Source organism: Nonomuraea sp. NPDC050451 (assembly GCF_044458585.1).
The window spans coordinates 945,761-971,201 of the sequence record NZ_JBITHZ010000001.1 but is presented as its reverse complement, the minus strand read 5'-3'; the positions used below and the strand labels follow the sequence as shown (position 1 = coordinate 971,201).

Annotated in this window: 23 protein-coding genes; 11 read left to right on the top strand and 12 right to left on the bottom strand. The window is 72.0% G+C overall.

Annotated elements, in window-relative coordinates:
* The first annotated feature begins 6 nt into the window (after positions 1-6).
* On the top strand, positions 7-1,086 hold the full coding sequence (locus tag ACIBI9_RS04480; RefSeq protein WP_397220504.1) for a serine hydrolase domain-containing protein: 1,080 nt from the start codon (positions 7-9) through the stop codon (positions 1,084-1,086).
* A 9-nt stretch (positions 1,087-1,095) separates the two neighbouring features.
* The gene (locus tag ACIBI9_RS04475) at positions 1,096-1,479 is read left to right on the top strand and encodes a VOC family protein (RefSeq protein WP_397220502.1); all 384 of its coding nucleotides are present in this window, start codon (positions 1,096-1,098) and stop codon (positions 1,477-1,479) included.
* Here the strand turns inward: ACIBI9_RS04475 and ACIBI9_RS04470 are convergent.
* Positions 1,476-2,360, bottom strand: a complete 885-nt coding sequence (locus tag ACIBI9_RS04470; RefSeq protein ID WP_397220501.1) for a TIGR03619 family F420-dependent LLM class oxidoreductase — start codon at positions 2,358-2,360, stop codon at positions 1,476-1,478. The genes ACIBI9_RS04475 and ACIBI9_RS04470 overlap by 4 nt on opposite strands.
* Before the next feature lie 18 nt (positions 2,361-2,378).
* On the opposite strand from ACIBI9_RS04470, the gene ACIBI9_RS04465 reads away from it, so the two are divergent.
* Entirely contained in the window at positions 2,379-3,233 is an 855-nt protein-coding gene (locus ACIBI9_RS04465) for a phosphotransferase (protein WP_397220500.1), read from the top strand.
* Positions 3,234-3,292: 59 nt separating this feature from the next.
* Positions 3,293-3,553 carry a zf-TFIIB domain-containing protein gene (locus tag ACIBI9_RS04460; RefSeq protein WP_394499926.1) on the top strand — a complete coding sequence of 87 codons (261 nt, stop codon included), beginning with the start codon at positions 3,293-3,295 and terminating at the stop codon, positions 3,551-3,553.
* A gap of 62 nt (positions 3,554-3,615) precedes the next feature.
* Here the strand turns inward: ACIBI9_RS04460 and ACIBI9_RS04455 are convergent, their stop codons facing one another.
* From ACIBI9_RS04455 to ACIBI9_RS04445, 3 genes are all read right to left on the bottom strand, one after another.
* The gene (locus tag ACIBI9_RS04455) at positions 3,616-4,599 is read right to left on the bottom strand and encodes a hypothetical protein (protein ID WP_397220499.1); all 984 of its coding nucleotides are present in this window, start codon (positions 4,597-4,599) and stop codon (positions 3,616-3,618) included.
* A gap of 37 nt (positions 4,600-4,636) precedes the next feature.
* Positions 4,637-6,280: an ABC-F family ATP-binding cassette domain-containing protein gene (locus ACIBI9_RS04450; RefSeq protein ID WP_397220498.1), complete on the bottom strand. Its 1,644-nt coding sequence runs from the start codon at positions 6,278-6,280 to the stop codon at positions 4,637-4,639.
* Between the two features lie 229 nt (positions 6,281-6,509).
* Positions 6,510-7,031, bottom strand: a complete 522-nt coding sequence (locus tag ACIBI9_RS04445) for a CGNR zinc finger domain-containing protein (protein WP_397220497.1) — start codon at positions 7,029-7,031, stop codon at positions 6,510-6,512.
* Positions 7,032-7,056: 25 nt separating this feature from the next.
* Between ACIBI9_RS04445 and ACIBI9_RS04440 the strand changes: the two genes are divergently transcribed.
* The gene (locus ACIBI9_RS04440) at positions 7,057-7,224 is read left to right on the top strand and encodes a hypothetical protein (protein ID WP_397220495.1); all 168 of its coding nucleotides are present in this window, start codon (positions 7,057-7,059) and stop codon (positions 7,222-7,224) included.
* A 117-nt stretch (positions 7,225-7,341) separates the two neighbouring features.
* Here the strand turns inward: ACIBI9_RS04440 and ACIBI9_RS04435 are convergent, their stop codons facing one another.
* Positions 7,342-8,331, bottom strand: coding sequence for a helix-turn-helix transcriptional regulator (locus tag ACIBI9_RS04435; RefSeq protein WP_397220494.1), 990 nt, complete (start codon positions 8,329-8,331; stop codon positions 7,342-7,344).
* Positions 8,332-8,424: 93 nt separating this feature from the next.
* Between ACIBI9_RS04435 and ACIBI9_RS04430 the strand changes: the two genes are divergently transcribed.
* The 5 genes from ACIBI9_RS04430 (at position 8,425) to ACIBI9_RS04410 (ending at position 13,417) form a co-directional block, all read left to right on the top strand.
* Complete coding sequence (locus ACIBI9_RS04430; protein WP_397220492.1) at positions 8,425-8,823, top strand: VOC family protein; 399 nt, start codon at positions 8,425-8,427, stop codon at positions 8,821-8,823.
* Between the two features lie 49 nt (positions 8,824-8,872).
* Positions 8,873-9,394 carry a helix-turn-helix domain-containing protein gene (locus ACIBI9_RS04425; protein ID WP_397220490.1) on the top strand — a complete coding sequence of 174 codons (522 nt, stop codon included), beginning with the start codon at positions 8,873-8,875 and terminating at the stop codon, positions 9,392-9,394.
* Between the two features lie 125 nt (positions 9,395-9,519).
* Positions 9,520-11,673, top strand: a complete 2,154-nt coding sequence (locus ACIBI9_RS04420; protein WP_397220489.1) for a CehA/McbA family metallohydrolase — start codon at positions 9,520-9,522, stop codon at positions 11,671-11,673.
* A 53-nt stretch (positions 11,674-11,726) separates the two neighbouring features.
* Entirely contained in the window at positions 11,727-12,347 is a 621-nt protein-coding gene (locus ACIBI9_RS04415; RefSeq protein WP_397220488.1) for a TetR/AcrR family transcriptional regulator, read from the top strand.
* Positions 12,344-13,417, top strand: a complete 1,074-nt coding sequence (locus ACIBI9_RS04410; protein WP_397220486.1) for an acyltransferase family protein — start codon at positions 12,344-12,346, stop codon at positions 13,415-13,417. The genes ACIBI9_RS04415 and ACIBI9_RS04410 overlap by 4 nt, the downstream gene beginning before the upstream one ends.
* On the opposite strand, the gene ACIBI9_RS04405 is transcribed toward ACIBI9_RS04410, so the two are convergent.
* The 3 genes from ACIBI9_RS04405 to meaB form a co-directional block, all read right to left on the bottom strand.
* Positions 13,335-13,787, bottom strand: a complete 453-nt coding sequence (locus ACIBI9_RS04405) for an acyl-CoA thioesterase (RefSeq protein WP_397220484.1) — start codon at positions 13,785-13,787, stop codon at positions 13,335-13,337. The two genes, ACIBI9_RS04410 and ACIBI9_RS04405, sit on opposite strands and share 83 nt — an antisense overlap.
* On the bottom strand, positions 13,784-15,538 hold the full coding sequence (locus ACIBI9_RS04400) for an AMP-dependent synthetase/ligase (RefSeq protein WP_397220482.1): 1,755 nt from the start codon (positions 15,536-15,538) through the stop codon (positions 13,784-13,786). Before ACIBI9_RS04400 ends, ACIBI9_RS04405 begins: the two co-directional genes overlap by 4 nt.
* Positions 15,539-15,623: 85 nt before the next feature.
* The gene (meaB, locus tag ACIBI9_RS04395; RefSeq protein WP_397220480.1) at positions 15,624-16,583 is read right to left on the bottom strand and encodes a methylmalonyl Co-A mutase-associated GTPase MeaB; all 960 of its coding nucleotides are present in this window, start codon (positions 16,581-16,583) and stop codon (positions 15,624-15,626) included.
* A gap of 112 nt (positions 16,584-16,695) precedes the next feature.
* Here meaB and ACIBI9_RS04390 point away from each other — a divergent pair, with 112 nt between their 5' ends.
* The gene (locus ACIBI9_RS04390) at positions 16,696-18,753 is read left to right on the top strand and encodes a serine/threonine protein kinase (protein WP_397220478.1); all 2,058 of its coding nucleotides are present in this window, start codon (positions 16,696-16,698) and stop codon (positions 18,751-18,753) included.
* Here ACIBI9_RS04390 and scpA read toward each other — a convergent pair.
* The 4 genes from scpA to mtnA form a co-directional block, all read right to left on the bottom strand.
* On the bottom strand, positions 18,747-20,894 hold the full coding sequence (scpA, locus tag ACIBI9_RS04385) for a methylmalonyl-CoA mutase (RefSeq protein WP_397220477.1): 2,148 nt from the start codon (positions 20,892-20,894) through the stop codon (positions 18,747-18,749). The genes ACIBI9_RS04390 and scpA overlap by 7 nt on opposite strands.
* Positions 20,891-22,621 (bottom strand): methylmalonyl-CoA mutase family protein, encoded by a 1,731-nt coding sequence (locus ACIBI9_RS04380; RefSeq protein WP_397220476.1) that lies wholly within the window; start codon positions 22,619-22,621, stop codon positions 20,891-20,893. Before ACIBI9_RS04380 ends, scpA begins: the two co-directional genes overlap by 4 nt.
* Positions 22,622-22,709: 88 nt before the next feature.
* Positions 22,710-24,404 carry a peptidoglycan-binding protein gene (locus ACIBI9_RS04375; RefSeq protein ID WP_397220475.1) on the bottom strand — a complete coding sequence of 565 codons (1,695 nt, stop codon included), beginning with the start codon at positions 24,402-24,404 and terminating at the stop codon, positions 22,710-22,712.
* Positions 24,405-24,485: 81 nt separating this feature from the next.
* The gene (gene mtnA, locus ACIBI9_RS04370) at positions 24,486-25,424 is read right to left on the bottom strand and encodes an S-methyl-5-thioribose-1-phosphate isomerase (protein ID WP_397220474.1); all 939 of its coding nucleotides are present in this window, start codon (positions 25,422-25,424) and stop codon (positions 24,486-24,488) included.
* Between the last annotated feature and the right edge of the window lie 17 nt (positions 25,425-25,441).

Genomic DNA, 25,441 nt, shown 5'->3' with positions numbered 1-25,441 from the left:
ACGGGGATGACCGACCGGCTGGGGGCGGTCCTGGCGGGCGCGGTGCCGCGCGTGTGCCCGGCCGCGGTCGCGCTGATCGCCGTGGACGGCTCCGTGGCCGCCACGGCCGCCACCGGCGAGCTCGTACGCTACGCCGGCGCCGAGGGGACCCTGGCCGCGGAGCGCCCGCCCGCCGGCCACGACTCGATCTTCGATCTGGCCTCGATCAGCAAGCTCTTCACCACGGCCGTGCTGCTCTCGCTGGCCGAGGAGGGCGCGATCGGCCTGGACGAGCCGGTGGCCGCCTGGATACCGGGGCACGACCCGAGGGTCACGCCGCGCCGCCTGCTCACGCACACGGCGGGCCTGCCCCCGACCCGCCGCATCGACCTGGAACTGCCGGGCGCGGACGCCTCCGAACGCATGGAGGCCATGCTGCGCACGCCGATCGCCCATCCGGTCGGCGGCCCGTACCTCTACAGCGACGTCGGCCTGGTCATCGCCGGCCGGGTCGCCGAGCTGGCCGGCGGCGCGCCGCTGGACGCGCTGGTCCGCGCCCGGGTCACGGACGTGCTCGGCCTGCCCGACACCGGCTACCGGCCCGCCGCGCTCGCGCGGGCCGCCTTGCTCGCGCGGGTCGCCGCCACCGAGTGGAAACCGGAGCGGCCCGGGCCCGGCTGCGTGCGCGGGGAAGTCCACGACGAGACGGCGTACGCGCTGGGCGGCGTGGCGGGGCACGCGGGGCTGTTCGCCACGGCCGGGGACCTGCTGGCCTTCGGCGAGGCGCTGCGGCAGGGCGGCGGCGGCGTGCTGCGCCGGGAGAGCGTGGCCGAGATGCTGCGCGACCAGGGCGCAGAGGGGGCCGCCTTCCGGCACGGGCTGGGTGTGCGGATCGGCGACCCGGCCATCGTGGGGCCCCTGAGCGGGGCCTTCGGGCATTCCGGCTTCACCGGCACCTCGCTGGTGGTCGATCCGGCCCGCGGGCTGACCGTGGTGCTGCTGACGAACGCCGTCCACCCCGTACGCGGGCGGGACGGCATCCGCGAGCTGCGCCACGCGGTGGCCGGGGAGGCGCTGCGACTGCGCGAGCTCCAGCCCCTGACATAGCCTGCAGGTATGTCCGTCCAGCTGAACCACACCATCGTGCAGGCGAAGGACAGGGACGAGACCGCCGCGTTCCTCGTGGACGTCCTCGGCCTGGAGCCCGCGCCCGTGTACGGGCCGTTCCGCGTCGTCTCGCTCGGCAACGACGTCTCGCTCGACGTCGTCCAGGCGGGTGGGGACGTGGTGCCGCAGCATTACGCGTTCCTGGTCGGCGAGGAGGAGTTCGACCAGATCTGGGACCGGATCAAGAGCCGCGGCCTGACGTACTGGGCCGATCCGCACCACACGCAGCCGGAGCGGATCAACACCCACGACGGCGGCCGCGGCCTCTACTGGTCCGACCCCAACGGCCACAACCTGGAGATCATCACGGTCCCCTACGGCGGCTGGGGCTAGGGGGCCAGCGCCTCCAGCGCCTCCTCGGCCCGGCGCATCGCCTCCTTGGCGTCGAGCGTGACGAACTCGCGGTCGAAGTTGAGGTCGTGGAAGACGTCCGTCACGCCGCCGGCGGCCAGCGCGTCCACGTCGCCCCTGATCTTGTCGTACGGGCCCGTCAAGGGGCGGTCGCCGGCCGCCCGGACCTGCGTGACGCCGCGGCAGACGAAGCGGAACGCGGCGGCGTCGCGCCCCGACTCCGCCAGCGTCTCCTTGATCAGCTCCACCCGGCCGGCGATGGCGGCCAGATCCTCCCTGCTGGAGCTCACCCACCCGTCGGCCAGCCGGGCGGCGCGGCGCAGCGCGACCTCCGCGGTGCCGCCCAGCAGGATCGGCGGCGGCCCCGGCACGGGCTTGGGGTCGATGTGGGACGGCGGCACCCGGTAGAACTCGCCGTGGTGCTCGACCACGTCGTCGGCCCAGGCCTTGCGCAGCACCTCGACGAACTCCTCGCCCCTGCGCCCCCGCCGGTCCATGCCGGCCCCCGCCGCCTCGAACTCCTCCGGCAGCCAGCCCAGCCCGAGCCCCGCCGTGAGCCGCCCGCCGGACACCGTCTGGAGCGTGGCCAGCTGCTTGGCCAGCACGACCGGCTGCACGTACGCGTTGACGACGGCCACGCCGAGCCGGATCCGCTCCGTCACGCCCGCGAGGTGGGCCAGCGTGATCAGCGGGTCGTGCACGCTGCGGTACGTCGGCCCCATCGGGTGCCCGACCGGGTACAGCAGCCGCTGGAACGTCCACAGCTCGTGGTAGCCGAGCTCCTCCGCCCTTCTGGCGACGCGGCGCATGTTCTCCGGGGTCGCCCATGGGCCTGACTGGGGCACTGCGAAACCGATCCTCATGCCCCCTAGTCTGTATGAGTGGGTCTGGAGGAGGAGCTGGCGGGGATCGCCGGGGCGTACGGAGGGACGGGCGAGCCCGTGCTGCATCCGACGCGTACGGACGTCGTGGTGTTACGCAGGGGCGAGGTCGTGGTCAAGGCCCACTCGCGGCGCGATGACGTGGAGTCGTTGCGGATCAGGTTGCGGGGCGCGGCGTCGGCCGCGGTGACCGGCGTGATGCTGGCCCCGCTCGACCCCCAGGTGCTGTCGGTCGCGGGCCGCGCGGTGACGGTCTGGCCCGCCGGCCGGCCGGTCGCGCAGGAGGATCCGGACTCCGCGCCCTGGGAGGAGGGCGCCAGGTTGCTGGCCAGGCTGCACGCCGTCCCCCTGACCCTGCTGCCCGGCCTTCCCGCCGCCGGCGGGCCCGCACGGGCCGCCAGGGCGGTGGGCCGGATGAGCGGCGACGGCCCGGTGGAGCAGCTCATCAGGCGGGCCTTCAAGGAGCTGCCCGAGCCCGACCCGCTGCCCGGCCTGCTCACGCACGGCGACTGGCATCTGGGCCAGCTCGTCCGCCGCGACCACTGGCTGCTCATCGACGTCGACGACCTGGGCGTCGGCGACCCGGCGTGGGACCTGGCCAGGCCGGCCGCCTGGTACGCCGCCGGGCTGCTCGACCCGGCCGTCTGGGAGCGGTTCCTGGGGGCCTACCTCGCCTCCGGCGGGCCCGCGCTCGGCCGGGGCGACGACCCGTGGCGGCGGCTCGACGTGCCCGCCAGGGCGCTGACCGTCCAGCTCGCCGCGGTGGCCGTGGTCAACGCCGAGCGCGACGGCCGGGAACTGGACGAGGTCGAACATTCGTTGGTCGAATCGTGCAACAGAATCGTCCGAGCGTGACGGGGTTGCGCGCGGTAGGTTTCAACCCTGAGACCTCGAAGCCAAGGAGAGCGACCTAGATGCAGTGCCCAAAGTGCCGCGGCAACATGCGGACCTATGAGCGCAACGGCGTTCACATCGAGCAGTGTGACAACTGCCGCGGGATCTTCCTCGACTACGGCGAGCTCGAGACGCTGACGCGGATGGAGTCTCAGTACCACACGTCTCCCCCGCCGCCCCCCGCCCCCGGCCCGGCCTGGGGCGCCCCGCACGGCGGCGGCCACTACGGCGGCCACCACCACAGGCAGCGCAGCTGGGTGGGCATGCTGTTCTCGACCTGACCGCGACGAAGGCCGCGCACCGGTGGGGTGCGCGGCCTTCGCGCCGTTCGGCGGGGTTTCGGTCAGCCCGGGAAGTCGTCGGGGTCCACGGGAGAGGTGCGGGCGTTGCCGCCCGCGATCGCGTGCAGCGTGATCCGCCAGTCGTGCCAGCGGATCTGCGTGGCGGTGAACGTCGTCTTGAACTTCACCGACTTCTGGAACCTCTCGAAGCTGCAGTTGCGCGTGAACGACTTGCTCTTGCCGTCCCAGTCCACGCCGTGCGTGAAGTAGACCTTGTAGCTGCCGTCGCGCACGCCCTTGACCTTGAACTTGGCGTTCTTGCGCACGTACACGCTGAACGACTTGCTCCCGCCCTTCATGATGGTCACCACGGCGTCGCGGGTGCCGCCGTTGTCGATCTCCAGCGAGCTGCGGCCGTTGAAGGTGGCCCTCTTGATGAACGAGCCGTTCTTCAGCCGCCTGGTCTGCTTCTTGCCCGCCTTCACGCTCACGACGTCGGCCGGGTAGTCACCGGCGCTCTGCAGGGCCGCGCCCGCCTTGTCGAGCGCGGCCAGCTTGTCGTCGAGGTCGATGAGGACGGCCGAGGACGTGCACAGGTTCCGCGCGCCGACCTTGCCCGCCGTGGAGCCCAGCTCGCCGGAGAAGTCACGCAGGCTGGCCACGTACGCGTCGTGCTGGGCCCGTACGGCGTCGGGTGGGGTGATGGCGGCCAGCGCGTCCGCCGCCCCGCTCAGCGCCTCCTCAGCGCGGCCGACGCGCTGGTCCAGGGCCTTGACCCCGCGCGCGCCGACCAGGGCGCTGATGGCGTCGGCCATCGACTTGTGCCTGCTCTGGAGCTCGCCCTTGTAGGCCTCGGCCGTGAGCGCGGTCGGGCTGGGGGTGCCCGCCGCCGTGCCGCCGCCGGCGGGCACGCCGCCGCCGTTGCCGCCGGCCACACCGCTGACCTTCGGCTCGCCTCCGGTCGGTGACGGTAACGCCGAGGAGCACGCGCCGAGCGTGAGGGTTGCCAGGGCGAGAACGCAGGAGATCAACCGGGGTCCAGCCACCTGTCACACTATCGTCCGGTTGATCCCTGCCCGTCAATCAGGATTCGGACAGACCGGCATTGCGATCTTGTCGCAGCCACCGGGTGATCCCGATCGTCTCCAGGAACGGCACGTCGTGGCTGGCCACGACGAGCGCCCCCCGGTACGCGTTCAGCGCCTGGGAGAGCTGGCGGACGCTGGCCAGGTCCAGGTTGTTCGTCGGCTCGTCGAGCAGGAGCAGCTGGGGCGGCGGCTCGGCCGACAGGAGCGCGGCCAGCGTCGCCCGGAAGCGCTCGCCTCCCGACAGCGTGCCGACGGCCTGGTTGACCCGCTCCCCTCTGAACAGGAAGCGCGCCAGGCGGGCCCGGACCTCGTTCACGGAGGCGGACGGGGCCACGGCCCGCACGTTGTCCACCACGCTCAGCGCGTCGTCCAGGAGGTCGAGGCGCTGCGGCAGGTACCGCACCGGGACGTGGGCGCCGTGCTCGACGATCCGCTTGAGCAGCGTGGTCTTGCCCGAGCCGTTGGGCCCCAGCAACGCGATCCGCTCCGGACCCCGCACCACCAGCGTCTCCAGCACAACGCGGGGCACATCATCCCTGTCCGCTTCCTGCGCGGTGCTCGCCTCCGACGCACCGCCGGCCTGCGGGGCGTGGCCTGGGGGCGAGGCGACGGAGAGGGTCAGGACCGTGCGGCCCGCCGGCACCTCGGTGCCCGGCAGCTCGATGCGGATCTCCGCGTCGTCCCGCACCGCCTGTTCCGCCTCCGTCAGCCGCCCCCGCGCCTCCTCCAGCTTCTCGATGGCCAGGTTGCGCTGCTTGCCCGCCGTCACCTGGGCCTTCCGCTTGAGCGCGTTGGCGACGATCTTCGGCGCTTTGTTGTTCTCGAACGCCTTCCTGCCGGCCCGCGCGCTCCGGTCGATCCGGGTGCGGGCCTCGATGAGCTCGCGCTGCTGCCGGCGGACCTCGCCTTCGGCGGTCCGTACCATCCGCTGGACGGCCTCCTGCTCGGCGGCGACCTGCTCCTCATAGGCGCTCAGGTTGCCCCCGTACATGCGCACGGCGCCGTCGCGAAGCTCGGCGATCTGGTCCACCAGCTCCAGCAGCGCGCGGTCGTGGCTGACCACCACCAGCACCCCCGACCAGGCGGCGACCGCGGCGTAGAGCCGCTCCCGCGCGTCGAGGTCGAGGTTGTTGGTGGGCTCGTCGAGCAGCAGCACCTCGGGCCGTTTCAGCAGCTGGGCGGCGAGCGCGACCATGATGGTCTCGCCGCCGGACAGCGTGCCGACCGTGCGGTCCAACCCGACGTGGTCCAGCCCGAGCCGGTCGAGCTCCGCGCGGGCGCGTTCCTCGACGTCCCAGTCGTCGCCGACGGCCGCGAAGTGCTCCTCGGCCACGTCCCCGCTCTCGATGGCGTGCAGCGCGGCCCGCGTCGCGCTGATCTCCAGCAGGTCCGACACGGTACGGCGGGCGCCGAGCGGGACGTTCTGCGGCAGGTACCCGATCTCCCCGGAGACGGACACGGATCCGGGCCGAGGGGCCAGCTCCCCCGCGATGATCTTCAGCAGGGTGGACTTGCCCGACCCGTTGGTCCCGATGAGCCCGGTGCGCCCCGCCGGGAACGCGGCGTCGAGCCCGTCGAGCACCTTGGTGCCGTCCGGCCAGCCGAAGGACACGTGGTCTACAACAATGGAAAAAGACATAAGGCGGCTCCCGTCACAAAGATCGAAATTTCGTGACTTGGCGGGAATCACCGCTAACGCGCGCAGCACAAGCAAAGGATCCGGGGCGAAAGAGGATCGCCAGGAGGTCCAGGTGTGCGCGCATGCCCAAGACAGGGCGGAACGGCGCGGTGCCCGCGACCTCAGATCCTCACGTCAACTGCCCCCAGGGCTCGGCGATAAGACGTCCAAAGAGTATGCGAAGCGTCGATCATCGCGCAAGGCCACGCGCCCGATGCGCCGCGACGTTGACCCTGTTCGCGCAGGCGGGAGAGCAGAACCGGCGCCGCCCGTTGCGGGAGGTGTCGACGAAGACGATCTCGCACCCGTCGCGGTCGCACCGCCCCAGCCGGTGCCTGCCCGCGAACGACATGGCCATGGCCAGCCCGCCGGCCGTCGTGTCCTTCGCCCTGGACACGACGTCCGCGCTGGGATCGAAGAAGTGCAGGTGCGGCTCGCGCCCGTCGTGCGCGCTGACGTACGGCTTGGACGCGGTGACGTCGAGCAGATCGTTGATCAGCTTGATCTGCGTGTCCTGGTCCCGCTCCCCGAACACCGGTGACAGCCGCCCCGCCCACACCCGCAACTCCTCGGCCTGCTCGGCCGTGACGACGGTGCGAAGCAGGCGGTGCTCGGCCAGCATCGCCTGGACCGACTCGGGGCTGAAGTCGGTCGCGTTCACCAGCGCCGCCGCGAGGGCCGCCCCGTTGCCGCCGTAAGCGTTGAAATGCATAAGGCCATTACAGCAGATTGGAAACATGCACTCCGGACACCTGCACGACCCCCTGGCCCTGGCCGTCGTCTCCTCCCACCGCACCTCCGAGGGCACGGTCTCCTACCTGCGGTGTGCCTGCGGCGTGTGGGAGGTGCGCACCTCGGCCATGGTCGCCACCGTCCCGCCCCGCGGCCATCGCGCCGGCGGCTGACGGGGCATCTTCGTCGACCCTCAGATCTGGATAGGCGATCACAAAACGTCACCGGACGTCATAGAGGGCGGTTCAGTACGCCTGGGTTTGCCATCTCATGACATTGGTTCCTCGCTGTCAGGCTTGGCGGGCGTGGGACGCGAGGCGATCGGCGAGCGCGATGACGAGGTCGCGCAGTTCATCGGGGCGCTCGATGACGAACGGCCGGTCGAGTGAGGCGAGTACCGGAGGCAACCAGTCGAGCCGCTCCACCCGCAGCTCGACGCGCAGCCAGCGCTCGGTCGCCCGGTCCTCGCCTGCCACGGACTCGTGCTCCTCCAGGCTCGCGACGCCGGCGGGAAGGCGGGCGCGAATCTGCTCAACTGTCCCGTGGATCCGCAAGGTCACCTCATGCCGGTACTCGGCCGTGGCGAACGCTGACAACACCCGCTGTGCCGGACCGGAACCCACGGGCGCTTCGAATGAGCCGGACAGGGTCCTCGCGTCTGCGATGCGATCGAGCCGGAAGGTTCGGTCCTCGCCGATCTGGGCGTCCTCGCCCGTGACGTACCATCGGCCCGAATGGGCGACGATCCCGTACGCGTGCAGCGTGCGTTCGCTGCGCCGTCCGTCGCGGTCGGTGTAGCGGATCGAGACCGGTCGGCGGTGGCGCACCGCATCGGCGATGGTGAGCAGGACCTCGGCGTCCGGGGTGTCGAACTCGCCGGGCTGATCCGTGAAGGCGAGAGCTTCCAGGAGCGTGTCGAGCCGACGGGCGATGTGCTTGGGCAGCACCCGCCGGATCTTCGCCGATGCCGTCTCGCTTGCCGTGTGCTCCGTCGTCGTCAACCCTGCTCGGCGGCCGGCGACCAGGCCGAGCAGCACGGCCAGCGCCTCGTCGTCGCTGAGCATGAGCGGAGGCAGGCGGTACCCGGGGGCGAGCCGGTACCCGCCGTAGCGGCCGCGCACCGATTCCACGGGCACGTCCAGGTCGATCAGCTGGTCCACATATCGCCGCACGGTGCGCCCTTCGACGCCGAGCCGGTCGGCGAGTTCGGCCACCGTCCGGGTGCCGCCCGACTGCAGCAGCTCCAGGAGTGTCAGCACGCGGCCGGTGGGTCGAGGCATGTTCGCAGCCTAACGCGAATACAGGACCGATTCTGTCCACTATTTCTCCTAGTCTGCGACGTGCACGCCTCAAGCACAGCCAAGGAGATTTCCATGGACTTCGTCTCGATCCGCATCATCACCAGCGACGTAGCGCGCCTGGTCGAGTTCTACGAGCAAGCCACAGGGGCGCGGGCGACGTGGGCCACCGAGGACTTCGCCGAACTCAAGACCGCGGGCGCCACCCTCGCGATCGCCGGCACCCGCACCGTCCCGCTGTTCGCCCCGGGCTCTGCCCGCCCGGCGGACAACCACAGCGTGATCACCGAGTTCCTCGTCGACGACGTGGACCGCGTTCACCAGGATCTGACCGGCTTCGTCACCGACTTCGTCACCGAGCCCACCACGATGCCCTGGGGCAACCGGTCGCTGCTGCTGCGCGACCCCGACGGCAACCTCGTCAACTTCTTCACCCCCGTCACCCCGGCGGCCATCGAAAAGTTCGCACGTTGACGCCAAGCACAGCCGCTCACGCGGGAGCCCTGAGATCCCAGGGCTCCCGATGAACGCGTCCGCCAAGTCCAGGAGCGCCACCAGCAGGGGGCATCGGAACGCACCGCTGCCTGGCCAAGTGGTACGCCGCTGGCGCGCACACGGCGAGAACGGCCTGCTCGACCACTCCTCCCGCCCCGCCACGAGCCCCGCCCGCACCCCCGAGGACATCGCTGACCTGGCGGAGGCATTGCGGCGGCAGACCAAGCATGGGCCCGCGCGGCTCGCCACCGACCTCCAGCGGCTGCACGGCATCGCCGTCGCGCCGGCGACCGCCCACCGCATCCCGGTGAGGCGAGGACTCAACCGGCTCCGTGACCTCGACCCGCCGACCGGCGAGCAGCTGCGCCAGGTCATCCGCTACGAGCACGACCGGGTCGGCGACCTGATCCACGTCGACGTCAAGAAGCTCGGACGCATCCCGCAGGGCGGCGGCCGGCGCATGCACGGCGTCGCCACAGACGCCGCCCGCGCACCACGATCGGCCGCATGCCGCGCCCTGGGCGCCAACGTCCTGAGATGGCACACCTAGGGGCACACTCAGGAGTACAGATCTCCTCCTCAGGACAAGGTTTCCGACCCCTGCCGCTCGCCTCAGCGGCTTGCTTTTCGTGATCCATGTCACGATGACGCGCAAGCGACATGGGGAGGGCGGGTATGAGTGCTGAGCCGATGCTGCCCGGAAGCGTGGCGGGCGCGTTGGAGGAGTACGGACGGCTGCTGGCCGAGCACGGCATCACCTGGGGTGAGCCGGAGATCCATTACGTGAAGTTCTTCGCCAGGCGCAGGGTGCTGCCATCCGGGCTGTTCGACCGGTTCTGGCGGCTGGTCGTCGAGGCGGTCGCCGAGAGCCGTCCGGGCGAGCCGCACGACCGGCTCGGGGCCCACCTGGCCGAGCCCGACTACGACAGGGTGCTGCGCGACACCCTCGGCGGCGAGCTGCCCCGGCACCTCGCCGCCGTGCGGGTCGGGCCCGAGGGGGTGCGGCTCGAAGGGACGCCACGGATGGTGCTGCTCCCGTCGCGCCCGAACCGGCGCGCGCGGAACGGCCGGCGGTGGACGCGCAAGCTGCCGTTCGTCCCGTCCGCCGAGCCGCCGCCACCCGGCCGCGGCGAGGAGCGGATGTCACTGCTCATCGACTCGAGGCGGGACGAGGCCTGCCTGGTCAGCGTGGACGAGACGCAGCGGCGGCTCGACCCCGGCGGCGCATGGCTGGTGGAGGTGAACCACGACAGCTCGGTCATGGTGGACGGAGTGCGGATCGAGCTGGACACCCTCCTGCGCCCCACCCGGGCGGCCAGGCTGCGGCTGGTGGCGGGCATGCCGTGCCGGTGGAGCGTGACGAGCGAGGACGGCAGCGGCTGGTTCCCGTCCGACACCCCCAACCGGTACGACTACCACGGCCGCCCCTACTTCCACGGCGACGACATCGTCCTGGAGGTGCCCTCCATGCCCCTGACGATCAAGGCCGCCAGGGGCATGGAGTACGGCGAGGCCAGGCTGGAGCTCGTACCGCAGCCGGGCGAGGAGCGCCTGGTCGAGCTCGCCCCGCGGCGCATCTACGACGCGGCCGCGCGCGGCTGGTACGGCGCCGACATGCACGTACACCTCAACTGGGCGGGAGACCTCGTCGGCGCGCCCGCCGACGCCGCCGCCGCGCAGCACGGCGAGGACCTGCACGTGCTCAACCTCCTGGCCGGCAACGTCTCCGGCAGGCGCGTCTACGACCGCGAGGCGCTGGAGCACTGGACGGACGTGGACCTGCCGTGGTCCGACGCCACGCACGTGGCCAGGATGGGCGTCGAATACCGCAACGACCTGCTCGGCCACATCTACGCGTTCGCGCCGCGGGCCGCGCCCGGCCGCTACCACACCGGGTTCGCGGGCGACGCCGACTGGCCGCCCAACGCCGACGGGCTGCGGGAGCTGCGCGGGCTCGGCGCGCTGGTCGGCTACAGCCACCCCTTCCGCACGCCGATCGCCGACGGCGACCCGCCCAAGGGCATCGTGTCGCCCGTGTGGCGCAACTGCGCCGCCCGCGAGCTGGTCGCCGACGTCGCGCTCGGGCTCGTGGACAGCCTCGACGTGCTCACGCACGCCTCGATCCCGTCCACGGCGGCGGTGTACCGGCGGCTGATCGGCGCGGGCAACCGGCTCGCCGTGACCGCGGGCACGGACGCGATGATCTCCTTCACCCGCTCCGACATCCAGTCGAACCCGCCCGGCTGGGCTCGCGTCTACGCCCAGGTCGAGGGCCAGCTGACCGCGAGGTCGTTCGCGGCGGCCGTACGCGCGGGCCGGACGTTCGCCACCACCGGCCCCTGGCTGGAGCTGTCGGTGGCCGGCCACGGCCCGGGCCACGTGATCCAGGCCCGCAAGGGGCAGCGCATCCGCGTCACGGCCACCGCTGTCGGCCCGGAGGCCGCGGCGGTGCGCATCCGCACGGCGGAGGGCGTGCGGGCAGGGGCCGCGCGGCTGACGAACGAACCCGGGCGGGCCCTCGACGAGCCGCTGACCGCGACGGCCGACCTCACGGTGGACGCCTCCACGTACGTGGTGGCCGAGGTCCTGTGCGACCAGCACCCCCGCACCCTGACCTCCACCGGGTACGCACTGACCAGCCCCGTCTACGTGGAGGTGGACGGGCGGCGGGTCGCCCGGCGGGAGGACGTCGAGTGGTGCCTGGAGTGGCTCGACCTGCTGGAGGACCTGATCAGGCAGCACGGCCGCCTGGCCGGCGCCTATCAGTTCGGCGACCACGTGTCCCTGCTGGAGCAGGCCAGGGCGGTCTACCGGTCCCGGTTGAGCTGAGGCGCGAAGCCCGGGGCATCGCCGCTTCTGGCCGTCTGTGTTAGATTTTGGCCATGCGGTCAGAAATTGAGCCGGACGGCCAGAAGCGGCGGTCGTTCATCGAGGAGGCCAGGCGCGCGCAGATCGTGGCGTCGGCCGTGGAGGTGATCGCCGACGTCGGGTTCGCCCAGGCGTCCCTTGCGCGCATCGCCAAGCACGCGGGCATCAGCAAGGGCGTCATCTCCTACCACTTCGCCGGCAAGGACGAACTGATGGAGGAGGTGGTCACCCGCGCCTACACGGAGGCCGCCGATCACGTGATGGCCGCGATGGAGGGCGTGGAGGGGGCCGGCGCGCTGCTGCGGACGTACTTCGTCGCCAACGCCGCGCACATGCGCAAGCACCGCTCGAAGATCCTGGCTCTCGGCGAGATCTTCAACAACCTGCGCACCGCCGACGGCAAGCCCCGCTACGGCGTGCACACCAGCGAGGAGATCTACCGGGCACTGGAGATGATCTTCCGTCTCGGGCAGCGCACCGGCGAGTTCAGGGACTTCGACCTGCGCGTCATGTCCATCTCGGTGTCGGCCGCGCTGGACAGCATGTTCGGCTACTGGGCCACATATCCCGACCACGACCTCGACGCGCACGCGCGCGAACTCGCCGACCTCTTCGAAAGGGCGTGCAGGAGATGAAGACCGAGCCGAGGACCCGGCTCCACTCGATCGACAACCTGCGGATCGTGCTGACCGCGCTGGTGGTGGCCCACCACGCCGCGGTCACGTACGGGAACATCCCCCTGTGGTTCTACACCGAGCCCGCCAAGGACCCGTCGGGGGTCGCGCTCGACATCCTGGTGGTGTTCAACCAGGCGTTCTTCATGGGGTTCTTCTTCCTCATCTCCGGCTTCTTCACCCCCGGCTCCTACGACCGCAAGGGCTCGCGCGCCTTCGTGCGGGACCGGCTGGTGCGGCTGGGCATCCCGCTGCTCGTCTTCCTCGTCCTGCTGCGGCCGCTGGTGAACTTCGGCGGGCTCGCGCAGCGCCCGGACATGCCGTACTGGATGTACTACCTGGGTTCGTGGGACCCGGGGCCCATGTGGTTCGCCGAGGTGCTGATCGTCTTCGCGCTGGCGTACGCGTGGTGGCGGAGCCTGCGGCCGGCGCCCGATCCGCGCCCCGCGCCGCTGCGGCCGCGGTCGGTGGTGCTGTTCGTCCTGAGCCTGTCCCTCGCCACGTTCCTGTGGCGCTTCCAGGTGCCGACCGGCACGTACGTGCCGGTGCTCGGGCTGCCGACGCCGAACTACATGCCGCAGTACGTCGCCATGTTCGTGCTCGGGTGCGTGGCCTTCAGGCGCGGCTGGTTCGAGACGCTGCCCGCGCGGGCGGGGTACCTCGGGTTCGTCGTGGCGGGTGTGTCGAGCGCCGTGCTGGTGCCGCTCTCGTCCGCGACCAGCGGGACGGTCAACTCGGCGGTCATGGCCATCTGGGAGTCCACCTTCGCGGTCAGCATGATCATCGGGCTGACGGTGCTCTTCAGGGAGCGGTTCGCCGAGCAGGGGCCGCGCGGGAGGTTCCTGTCCGACCACGCCTTCACCGTCTACATCATCCACCCGCTCGTGCTGGTCGCCATCGGCTACGCGCTGCGCGGGCTGGAGGCGATCGCGGTCGTCAAGTTCGCGATCATGCTGGTGGTGGCGTTGCCGCTGTGCTGGTGGGTGGCGTACCTGGTGCGGTCGCTGCCGGGGGCGAAGCGGGTCCTGTGAGGATCGTGGGGAGCGGGGCAGGGTGGCCGTCGCGGACGCACACGTACGTGACCGTGCCGACGGCCACCAGTTCGTCCCCGCGCCGCATCGTGAATCTCATCGTGATCGACGTGGTGCCCAGCCTGGCCGGCGCGCTCTCCACGGCCAGCACGTCGCCGAGGCGGGCGGGCGCGTGGTGCTCGCACCCGCTCGCCTTGACCACCAGGTCGGCGCCCTCCCGCCGGAGCCGGTCGTAGCCGCCCCGGGCCCCGATCCAGTCGAGGAACGCGTCCTCGATGTACTCGTAGTAACGCGAGGCGTGCATCATGGCCTGGGCGTCGCAGTGCCTTGGCCGCACCGGCAGGTGGGAGATCACGGCGGGATCGCTCACCCGTCGTAGAAGGAGTCGAGGGTCTTGCCGTGGCGCTCCTCGACGGCCTTGCGCTTGATCTTGAGGCTGGCCGTCAGCTCGCCCGTCTCCACGGTGAAGTCCTCGGCCAGGATCGCGAACTTCTTGACCGTGGCGTAGCTGGCCTGGTCGGCATTGACCTGGTCGATGGCCCGCCCGACCTCCTCGCGCACGCGCGGGTGCTCGCGCAGCTCCTCGGGGTCGGACGGCAGCCCCTCAGCCTGGGCCCACGGCTTGACGACATCCATGTCGAGGGTGACCAGCGCCGTGACGTAGTTGCGCCGGTCGCCGTGCACGAAGACGTGCGACGCGTACGGGCAGGCCGCCTTGATCCGGCCCTCCAGGTACGTGGGCGCGACGTACTTGCCGCCCGAGGTCTTGATCAGCTCCTTCTTGCGGTCGGTGATGCGCAGCCGCCCGGCCTCGTCGAGTTCGCCGATGTCGCCGGTGTGCAGCCAGCCGTCCTCCAGCGCCTCGCCCGTCTCCTCGGGCAGCCCGTGGTAGCCGCGCATGATGCCGCGCCCGCCGATGAGGATCTCGCCGTCGTCGGCGATGCGCACCTCGGTGCCCGGCAGCGGCGGCCCGACCGTCCCGAACTTCACCGACTCCCGCCGGTTGAGGAAGCTGCCCGCCGACGACTCGGTCAGCCCGTACCCCTCGAGGATGGTCAGGCCCGCCGCGTCGAAGAACTCGGCGATGTCCTGCGAGAGCGGGGCGGCGCCGGAGATGAAGAAGCGGATCCGGCCGCCGAACCGGTCGCGGAGCTTGGCGAAGACCAGGCGGTCGGCCAGGGCGTGCTCGATCCGGGTGGTGACCGGGATGTCCGCCCCGCGCTGGCGGGCCCTGACGACCCGGATGCCGGTCTTCTTCGCCCAGTCGAAGATGCGCAGTTTGATCCCGCCCTCGCGGCGCACGGTGGCGACAACCGTGTTGTGGATCTTCTCGAAGATGCGCGGCGCGGCGGCCATGAACGTCGGCTGGAGCACGCCGAGGTTCTCGGCGATCTTGTCGAGGCGGCCGTCGATCGCGGTCGCCACGCCGATGTCGATCATGACGACCTCCAGCAGCTTGCCGAACGAGTGCGACAGCGGCAGCCAGAGGAAGTGCAGGTCGGACTCAGAGATCAGGCCGAGCCCGCGGACGGCCTGCGAGACGTAGAGCCAGTTGTCGTGGGTCAGCTCCACACCCTTGGGGCGGCCGGTGGTGCCGGAGGTGTAGATGAGGGTGGCCAGGTCGTCCTGGGCGATGGCGTCCACCATGGCGTCGTAGTCGCCCTCACCGCCGAGCGAGGCCAGGGTGACCACCCAGCCGTCGTCGCTGGGCGAGCCGTCGATGACCACGACGTGGGTGACGTCCGGCAGTTCCCTCTGGACGGACCTGAGCTTGGCGACCTGGTCGTCGTTCTCGGCGATGACGATCGTGCTGCCGGAGTCGGTGATGACGAACGCCGACTCGGCCGCCGTGTTGGACGGGTAGATGGTGGTTGTGGCCGCCCCGGTGGCCAGCACCGCGAGGTCGGCCAGGATCCACTCGAACCGGGTCGAGCAGAGGATCGACACGCGCTTGCCGGGCCCCGCGCCCAGCCCGGCCAGGCCCAGGGCCACCCCGCGCACGCGTTCGCCCACCTCGCGCCACGAGAGCGAGGCCCAGCCGTCATCCGAGGGGAATCGGTACGCCTCTGCGTCGGGGGTCGCCGCGATCCGGTCGCGCAGCAGGGACGGAATGCTGGCCATGCCTGAACCTCCTGGACGGTGTTGACGCCGACTCTAAAAGCAATCCCACCATTTGGGATAGACCAGCGCGCCGCGCGCCTTCGTCTCAGGGGCGTTTGAAGGCGGACAGGAGCCGATCGGCCGCGAGCGCGGGTGTCAGCTCGCCCGCCAGGACCTCCCGCTCGACCTCCTCGGTGATCGCCGCCACCTCGGGGTCGTTGCGCAGCTCGGACAGCAGCCGGTCCCGCACCAGCGTCCACGTCCACCCGACCTGCTGCCTGCGGCGCTTGGCGGCCAGGTCGATCGACTCCTGGTGGCTCAGCACGTGCCCCCAGAGCTTGTCCAGCCCGTCGCCGGTGAGCCCGCTGCACGTGAGCACCGGCGGCGGCGCGGAGTCGGAGCGGAGCATGCGCAGCGCGCCCGCCAGCTCCCGCGCGGCCTTCCTGGCGGGCAGCTCGTGCTCGCCGTCGGCCTTGTTGACCGCGATGACGTCCGCGAGCTCCAGCACGCCCTTCTTGATGCCCTGGAGCTGGTCGCCGGTGCGGGCCAGCGTGAGCAGCAGGAACGTGTCCACCATGTCGGCCACCGCGGTCTCCGACTGGCCCACGCCGACGGTCTCGACCAGCACGACGTCGAAGCCGGCGGCCTCCACGACGACCATGGCCTCCCTGGTCGCCTTGGTGACCCCGCCCAGGGTGCCGGAGGTGGGCGAGGGGCGGATGAAGGCGGCGGGGTCGACCGACAGGCGGGCCATGCGGGTCTTGTCGCCGAGGATGCTGCCGCCCGTCCTGGTGGAGGAGGGGTCGACGGCCAGCACGGCCACCTTGTGGCCCTGCGCGGTCAGCATCGTCCCGAGCGCGTCGATGAACGTGGACTTCCCCACGCCGGGCACGCCGGAGATGCCGACCCGGCGCGCGTGGCCGGACAGCGGAGTGAGCTCGACGAGCAGGCGCTGCGCCAGGACGTTGTGGTCGGGCCTGGTCGACTCGACCAGCGTGATCGCGCGGGCGATCCACGTACGGGACCCGGCCCGTACGCCTCGGGCGTAGTCCTCCAGCGAGTGCACCCGGCTTACCCCTTTCTTCCCGGTTGATCAGCCTAATCTCTGACAAGTCTTGACTTTTGCCAGTAGGGTGCTGGAGTTCTCAACCTCAGCCGTCACAGGAGTCACTCCCCTCATGCCCAACGTCGAACCCCTCCGCGAGGGCGACCCGGCAACGGTGGGACCCTACCGGCTGGTCGGTCGGCTCGGCGCGGGCGGCCACGGTGTCGTCTACCTCGGCCAGGCCCGCAACGGCACCCCGGTCGCCGTCAAGGTGCTGCGCGAGGGGCTCGCCGTCGGCGGCCGCCTCGCCACGGAGGTCGCCGCCGCGCGCAAGGTCGAGCCCTTCTGTCTCGCGCAGGTGCTCGACGCCTCGACCAGCGGCAGGCCGTACATCGTGTCCGAGTACGTGGACGGACCCTCGCTCGAGCAGGTGGGCCGGCTCGGCGGGACGGAGCTGCAGCGGCTCGCCGTGGCGACCGCGACCGCGCTGGACGCCATCCACCAGGCCGGCGTCGTCCACGGGGACTTCAAGCCGGCGAACGTCCTGATCGGGGCCGACGGGCCGCGGGTGGTGGACTTCGGCATCGCCGGGGCGCTCGGCACCGGCGTGAAGGCGACCGGCAGCTTCGTCGGCACGCCCGCGTACATGGCGCCCGAGCAGCTCGCCGGGAAGGCGGCGGGGGCGGCGGCGGACGTGTTCGCGTGGGCGTCGGTGATGGTGTCCGCGGCCACGGGGGTGCCGCCGTTCGGGGACGACTCGCTGCCCGCGGTGATCAACCGCATCCTCAAGGACGAGCCGCGCATGGGCGAGCTGCGCGGGCCGGTACGCGAGATCCTGCTGGCCTGCCTGGCCAAGGATCCGGGCTCCCGCCCCGCGATGCGTGACGTGCTGCTGCGGCTGACCGCGCCGTCGCGCCAGCAGACGGCTCCCTACCAGGCCCAGCCCCACAGGGCCGACCCGCCGCTGGCGGCCTGGCAGGACACGCCCGACGCCACCCTCGACCAGGACACGCCGCCGCGCCGGGCCCGCCCCCAGGAGCCGGCCGCGGACCAGCCCGCACCCCCGCTGCCGCGCAGGACCTCGCGCCAGAACCACGGCACCGACCCCCAGTCCCTGGGCCAGCCCGTGGCGGGCCAGCCCGCGCACCCCGGCCAGCCCGTGCCGGGGCAGCCCACTCCGGCCGCGCACCCCGCGCCAGGGCAGCCCGCTCCGGCCGTGCACCACAGCCAGGGCCCGCACTTCGGCCAGAGCACACCTGCACACCTCGGCCAAGGAGCGGCCGCGCACCATCAGGCCGCGCCTCATGGGCAGGGCGCGATCGGGCAGCACGGCCAGGGGCCGGGGACGTTCCCGATGGCGGCTCCGGTCGAGGCCGCGGCTCCGGCCGCCTTCCCGCACCACGCGCCCGCCGAGCCGCAGCCCGGGTTCGCGCCCGCCGAAGGGCCGGGCGCCGAGCAGGTGGTGGCCGAGCCGTCGGTGGCCCAGCACTCGGCGCTGGTCGACCTCCTCGTGCCGGGCGAGCCCCAGGCCCCGCAGCCCCAGGCGCCCGTGCCACCCCGCCGGTCCGGGCGGCGGCGGGCGAAGACCGTGATGATCGCGGGCGTCGCCGGCGTGTCCGTGCTGGCGCTGGCCGGCGCCATCATGTGGCTCACCCCCACCACGCCCACCCCCAAGGCCAAGAACGTCGCCGACGTGAGCACCGCGCCCACGACCGAAGCGGCGAGCACCCCCACGACGCGCCCGAGGCGCTCGCGCACCCCCAGGCCCAGCCCGCAGAACGACGGCACGCCGAGCAACGTCCCGACCACGGATCCGACGTCGGACCCGACGGCGGATCCGACGGCGGATCCGACCGCCAGTGCCACGCCCGCCGCCGGCCGGCTCAGGCTCGTCTACGTCCGCCCGGGCGGCGCCAGGAACGGCGACTGCTGGACGGGCGGCGAGGTCACGCTCCAGGCGCTGGTGCAGCGCACGGGCCAGCCGCTGACGTTCCGCTACACCTGGTACATCGACAACGTCGCCGTGGGCCGCTCGTCGGCGGTCGTCACCGAGAACGGCCAGCGCTTCCTGACCTCGCCGCAGAGCCTCAAGAGCACGGGCGGCGTCCATCGCGTCACGCTCCGGATCACGTCCCCGGTCGCCACCCAGCGGACGATCTCCGTCACGATGTGCGACCGGGGAACTTACTGACGGTTCCTCAGCTGGTCGAGCAGGTCGAGGGCGGCGTCGGCGATCACCGTGCCGGGCGGGAAGATCGCGGCGGCGCCCGCGGCCCGCAGCTCGTCGTGGTCGCCGGGCGGGATGACGCCGCCGACCACGATCATGATGTCGCCGGCGTCGAGGTCGGCCAGCGCCCGGCGCAGCGCGGGCACCAGCGTGAGGTGCCCCGCGGCCAGCGACGACACGCCCACGATGTGCACGTCGGCCTCGACCGCCTGCCTGGCGACCTCCTCCGGCGTCTGGAACAGCGGGCCGACGTCCACGTCGAAGCCGAGGTCGGCGAACGCGGTGGCGATCACCTTCTGGCCGCGGTCGTGCCCGTCCTGGCCCATCTTGGCCACCAGGATGCGCGGGCGGCGGCCCTCGGCCCGCTCGAAGTCGGCGCACGCCAGGCGGGCGCGCTCGATGTTGGCGGAGGGGCCTGACTCGTCGCGATACACCCCAGAGATGGTACGGACCTGCTCGGCGTGCCTGCCGAACACCCGTTCCAGGGCGTCGGAGATCTCGCCCACGGTCGCCTTGGCCCTGGCGGCGTCGACGGCCAGCTTGAGCAGGTTGTGCTCCAGGCCCGGCGCGGGGTTGTCGGCGGCCTTGGTGAGCGCGTCGAGCGCGCGCTGCACGGCGCCGGGGTCGCGTTCGGCCCTGAGCCGGGCCAGCTTGTCGAGCTGCTGGGCGCGGACGGCGCTGTTGTCGACCTTGAGCACCTCGACGGCCTCGTCGCTCTCGGCGCGGTACTTGTTGACGCCGATCACGGGCTGGCGACCCGAGTCGATGCGGGCCTGCGTACGGGCGGCCGCCTCCTCGATGCGGAGCTTGGGCAGGCCCGCCTCGATGGCCCTGGCCATGCCGCCGGCGGCCTCGACCTCCTGGATGTGGGCCCAGGCACGTTCGGCGAGGTCGTGGGTGAGGCGCTCGACGTAGTAGGAGCCGCCCCACGGGTCGATCACCTTGGTGGTGCCCGACTCCTGCTGGATGAGGAGCTGGGTGTTGCGGGCGATGCGGGCGGAGAAGTCGGTGGGCAGCGCGAGCGCCTCGTCGAGGGCGTTGGTGTGCAGGGACTGCGTGTGGCCCTGGGTGGCGGCCATGGCCTCGACGCAGGTGCGGGCCACGTTGTTGAAGACGTCCTGCGCGGTGAGCGACCAGCCGGAGGTCTGGGAGTGGGTACGGAGGCTCAGCGATTTCGGATTTTTCGCGTTAAATCCAGAAACCAGCTTGGCCCACAGCAGCCGGGCGGCCCTGAGCTTGGCGACCTCCATGAAGAAGTTCATGCCGATGCACCAGAAGAACGACAGCCGCGGCGCGAACCGGTCGATGTCCATCCCGGCGGCGACCCCGGCACGCAGGTATTCGACGCCGTCGGCCAGCGTGTAGGCCAGCTCCAGGTCGCACGTCGCCCCGGCCTCCTGGATGTGGTAACCGGAAATGCTGATGGAGTTGAATTTCGGCATCTTCTCACTCGTATAAGCGAAAATATCCGAAATAATCCGCATCGACGGCGCCGGGGGATAAATGTAGGTGTTGCGGACCATGAACTCTTTGAGGATGTCGTTCTGGATGGTCCCCGCGAGCTGCTCCGGCGCGACGCCCTGCTCCTCGGCCGCCACGATGTAGAGCGCGAGGACGGGCAGCACGGCGCCGTTCATGGTCATCGACACCGACATGCGGTCGAGCGGGATGCCGTCGAACAGCTGCCGCATGTCGTAGATGGAGTCGATCGCCACCCCGGCCATGCCCACGTCGCCGGCCACGCGCGGGTGGTCGGAGTCGTACCCGCGGTGCGTGGCCAGGTCGAAGGCCACCGACAGGCCCTTCTGCCCGGCAGCGAGGTTGCGCCGGTAGAAGGCGTTGGAGTCCTCGGCCGTGGAGAAGCCCGCGTACTGGCGGATGGTCCAGGGCTGGTTGACGTACATGGTGGGGTACGGGCCGCGCAGGTAGGGCGCCACCCCCGGGTAGGTACGCAGGAAGTCGAGCCCCTCGAGGTCGTGGGCCGTGTAGAGCGGCTTGACCCCGATGCCCTCCGGCGTCTCCCACACCTCGCCGGCGTATATCGGCGCCTCCGGCCCGTCCTTGGGCAGGGCGTTGAGCGGGATGCCGGAGAAGTCCGGGATCATCGGGTCACCTCCAGGTCGTCGAAGGTCTCGCGGAGCACGGCCAGCGCGTCGCAGCCCGCGTAGAGGTTTCCGTCCACGCCTTCGTACTCCCCCTTCCCCGCCAGCCAGACTTTCCTCGCACCGGCCTTGCGCAGCGCGGTGGCGACGGCGGCGGCGTGCTGGGCGTAGAGCTTGTCGGTCGAGCACAGGCAGGCGACGGAGGCGCCGCTCACGGCGAACGCGGTGGCGATCTGCTCGGGATCGGCCCCGGGACCGGCGGTCTCGGTGTCCAGCCCGCCCGCCTGGAACAGGTTGGCGGCGAACGCGGCCCGCGCGGTGTGGGCGGCCACGGGCCCGATGGTGGCGAGGAACACCGTGGGCCGCTCGGGCTGCGCGTCGGCCAGGTCGCGCAGGGCCTCGAACTCCTCGGCGTAGCGGACCCGGGGCAGGCCGCCCGTCTCGGAGGCGGCCTGCGCGGGCGTGGGCGGGCGTACCGGCTTCTCGTGCACGTCGGGGAACTCGCTCACGCCCGTGATGGGGAAGCGGCGGTGGGCGACGTCGCCGGCGCGGCGGGCGCGGGTGGCGGCGATCCGGTCCGAAACGAGCCCGGCGGCCCGGGTGATCCCGCCCGCCGCCTCGATCTCCTGGAACCAGGCCCATGCGCGCTCGGCGAGGTCGGCGGTGCGGCGCTCGACGTACCAGGAGCCGCCGGCGGGGTCGATGACGCGTCCGAGGCCCGACTCCTCCAGCAGCAGCGCCTGCGTGTTGCGGGCGATGCGCCGCGAGAAGGCGTCCGGTAGCCCGAGGCAGGCGTCGAACGGCTGCACCGTGACCGCCTGCGCGCCGCCGACGCCGGCGGCGAAGCAGGCCAGGGTGGTGCGCAGCATGTTCACCCAGGGGTCGCGGGCGGTCATCATGGCCGAACTGGTCACCGCGTGCTGCCGCTGCCCGCCGTGCCCGGCGGCGCCACACACCTCGGCGACCCTGGCCCACAGCCGGCGGGCCGCGCGCAGCTTGGCGATGGTGGCGAACTGGTCGGCGGTGGCGGCGTACCGGAACTCGATCTGCCCTAGCGCTTGCTCAACAGAGAGCCCGCCGTCCGTGAGCGCCCGCAGCTCGGCGACGCCCTGGGCGATCGAGCAGCCCAGCTCCTCGGCGTCGCCGCCGCCCGCGTCGTGGTACGGGGTGGCGTCGACGGTGACGGCCCCGAGCCCGGGGAACCCGCCGACGCAGCGCCGGGCCAGCTCCAGCCCTGGGCCCCCTACTGCGGAGGCGCCCAGGTTGCCCCGCACCGCGCTCCCGCGTCCGAACAGGACCTCGGCGGCCTCGCGTACCTGCTCCCCGGCCTCCAGCACGACCGGCGCCAGGTCGAGGTAGACGTCCTTCAGCACGGCGCCCAGCGCGTCCACCGGGATCGCGCCGTCCCCGACGACGAGCCAGAGCGAGGTGACCCCGTTCTCCAGGTCGGCCAGCACCGCCTCGGGGTCGGCCGCGGCGTGCCGCTGGCGCACGTCCCAGCCGGGAGTGCCCCGGGCCCCGCGCACGTACGGCGCCTCGCCGGGCAGCCCGGGATCGCCGGGCAGGTCGTCCAGGTCGTAGAGCGGCGCGACCGTCACCCCGTCATAGGTGGCGGTGGACAGCGCCTCCTCCGGCGCCTCCGTCTCGATGCCCGACTTGCGGAGGACCTCGACCGCCAGCGCCCGCCAGCCGTCTCGCGAGATGGACTCGAACCCCGTGGCCAGTTCCATGGTCGGATACTAGGCGGAGCTGCGAAGGCGCGGTAACCCCGGGTCCACCCCAGGCTCGGTGTGTCGCCGACCCCGGTCCACCCCTGATTCAGGACGAGGGCGCCTCCCACGTCAGCCGCCACGTCAGGGGCCCCACGATCCCGTCGTCCTCGATGCCCTGCCGCCGCTGGAATTTGCGGCACACCTCGCGCGACCCGGCGCCGTAGGCCCCGTCCACGGCCAGGTCGAAGCCGCGTTTCTTCATCTGGGCCTGCCAGGTGCGCACGTCCTCGCCGTACATGACCGGCGGGTACTTCAGCAGCCGCCCGGGGAACGGCGGCGCGCCCGGCACCGGGGGCGGGGTCCCGCCCGGCCGGGGCGCGCCCCGCCGGATCCAGTTGTAGAGCGGGTCGCCGGGGCAGTCGGTCGAGTAGCCGTCGCGGTGCCCCTTGATCTCCTTGCCCGCGCGGCCCTTGTCGCGCAGGTACTGGACCGCGTCCAGGATCGCGTGCAGCACCCCGTCGGGCGGCTGGACGAGCCCCGCGTTGCCCACGAGCCCCAGCACCGCGTAGTGGCCGGCGTTGAGCCCCGGGCCGTTGGCGGCGGGCAGGTGGTGGAGACCCCGCCCCTCGAACACCTTCCGGTGCGGGCAGGCGACCATGGTGTTGCCGGTGAAGTAGACCGTCCCCTCCCTGCGGGCCAGCCAGCTCTGGTTCTCCGTCCGGGGACACCAGATCCGGCCGCGGTAGGTCTCCTTCCGGATTGTCAGGGCCGGCCGGGGCATGACGGACTGCCGGCGCCGGATCGTGGTCAGCCACATGCCCGTCTCGGGCAGGCGGCTCATGGCCGCTCCCAACCCCGACAGCAGCGCGGCGAACATGAACGCCTCCGCCGCCGCCCGGTCCGCGCGCGCGAGCCGGTCGCGCCCGGCGTCGCCCGCCGTCAGGGAGGTCTCCAGGAACAGGGCGAGCTGGGCCCGGGACAGCGACAGGAGGAACTCGTGGCCAGGCACCCTGCCGGGGGCCACCTCGATCAGCTGCCGTCCCGCGTCGGCCGGGAGCAGGAACCGGACGAGATCGTCCTTGACCGTCTCCTTCCATCGGGACGCGCCCGGGCCGAAGACCCCGTGCAGAGCCGCGCGGATGCGCATGAGATGCGCCGGGTCGCGCCGCGACCGGTGGATCGCGACACCGCCGGCGTCTGACTCGCCCTCGGCCGAGAACCACGCGACCAGCTCCACGAAGGCGTCCGACCACTTCGGCTCGGCCGGCAGGTCGGCGCAGGGCGCCGCGACCGGGATGCGGTCGCGATGACCGATGGTCTCGGTGGTCACCCACAGGCGCCGCGTGCCCTCCCCCGCCTGGCGCTCCACGGGCCAGCGGTGATGGGGAGTGGTCAGGGAGGAGTGGGCGGGCCCCTCCATGCGGATCATCTCCCGCTCCATCGCGGGGAACACGCACACTTCCAGCACGGGCTGCCACTCGGACATGCCCGTGTCATGGTCGAGCGTGAGCGCGACGTCACCAGCGCTCAGGTCCCGGTACGACTTCCACCCCTGCCGGGTGAGGAGCTCGGTCTCCTCGTCGACGCAGTAGCCGATGTCGATCCAGCCGTTGTCGTCCATGTGGAACGCCTGGATCGACCGCACCAGCGCGACACACCCGCTGTGGTCGGAGACGATGCCGGGGTCGACTCTGCCGCCCGTGTAGTGGACCTTCACTCCCTTGGTGGAGTCGAGCTGCGTGTAGTCGCCGCGCGGCGGGCGAGCGTTCCAGTCTTTGCGTAACACCAGGTCGATGGCCACGGTGAGCTCCGAGAGTCGCTGTCGAGACCACCGAGCGTAACGCGGAGCGTGCGGACAGGTCCTGAAGTTGGGTGATTTGACCTAGGGTCTGATCACCCGTTTGTCCGTCACGATCGCGGTGATGAGATCGTGTGGCGTCACGTCGAAGGCCGGGTTCAACGCCCGGGTGCCCTCAGGCGCCACGCGTACACCTCTGACCGTCACTACCTCGTCCGCCCCTCTGTCCTCGATCTCGATGTGCTCGCCGGAGGGGGTTTTCTGGTCGATCGTGGACTCGGGCGCGACCACCACGAACGGCACTCCGGCGCGCTCCGCGCCGAGCGCCAGGGCGTACGAGCCGATCTTGTTGGCGGTGTCGCCGTTGGCCGCGATGCGGTCGGCGCCGATGAGCACCGCGTCCACCTCGCCCTTGGCCAGCAGGTACGGCCCCGCAGAGTCGGCGATGAGCCGGTGCGGCGCGCCCATCCTGGCCAGCTCCCACGTGGTGAGCCGGGCGCCCTGCAGCAGCGGGCGGGTCTCCAGCGCGAGCACCTCGGCCAGCCGCCCGCGCTCGTGGAGCGTCTGCACGACGCCGAGCGCGGTGCCGCGTTCGACGGCGGCCAGCCCGCCGGTGTTGCACACGGTCATGATCCGCAGCCGGTCGCCTTCGAGCAGGTCGGCCCCGCGCTCCCCCATGGCCACGCAGGCGGCGATGTCGTCGTCGCGCACGCGCAACGCGGCCGCGAGCACGGAGTCGCGGCCTTCCCGCAGGTGGGCGGCGGCCCGGTCGACGCCCCAGGCGAGGTTGACGGCGGTGGGCCGGGCGGCGCGCAGCCTGGCGATCTGCGCGGGGTCGCCGTCGGCCAGCACCACGCCGAGCGCCCCCGCCACGCCGAGCGCGGGCGCGCCGCGCACGGCCAGCCGCCGGATGGCGTCCACCAGTTCGTCCACGGTGTGGATGCGCAGCGTCACGCACTTGTCGGGCAGCAGTGTCTGGTCGACGAGCTCGACTGCGCCGTCCACCCAGTCAATGGTCCTCACACGGCAAACTGTACGTT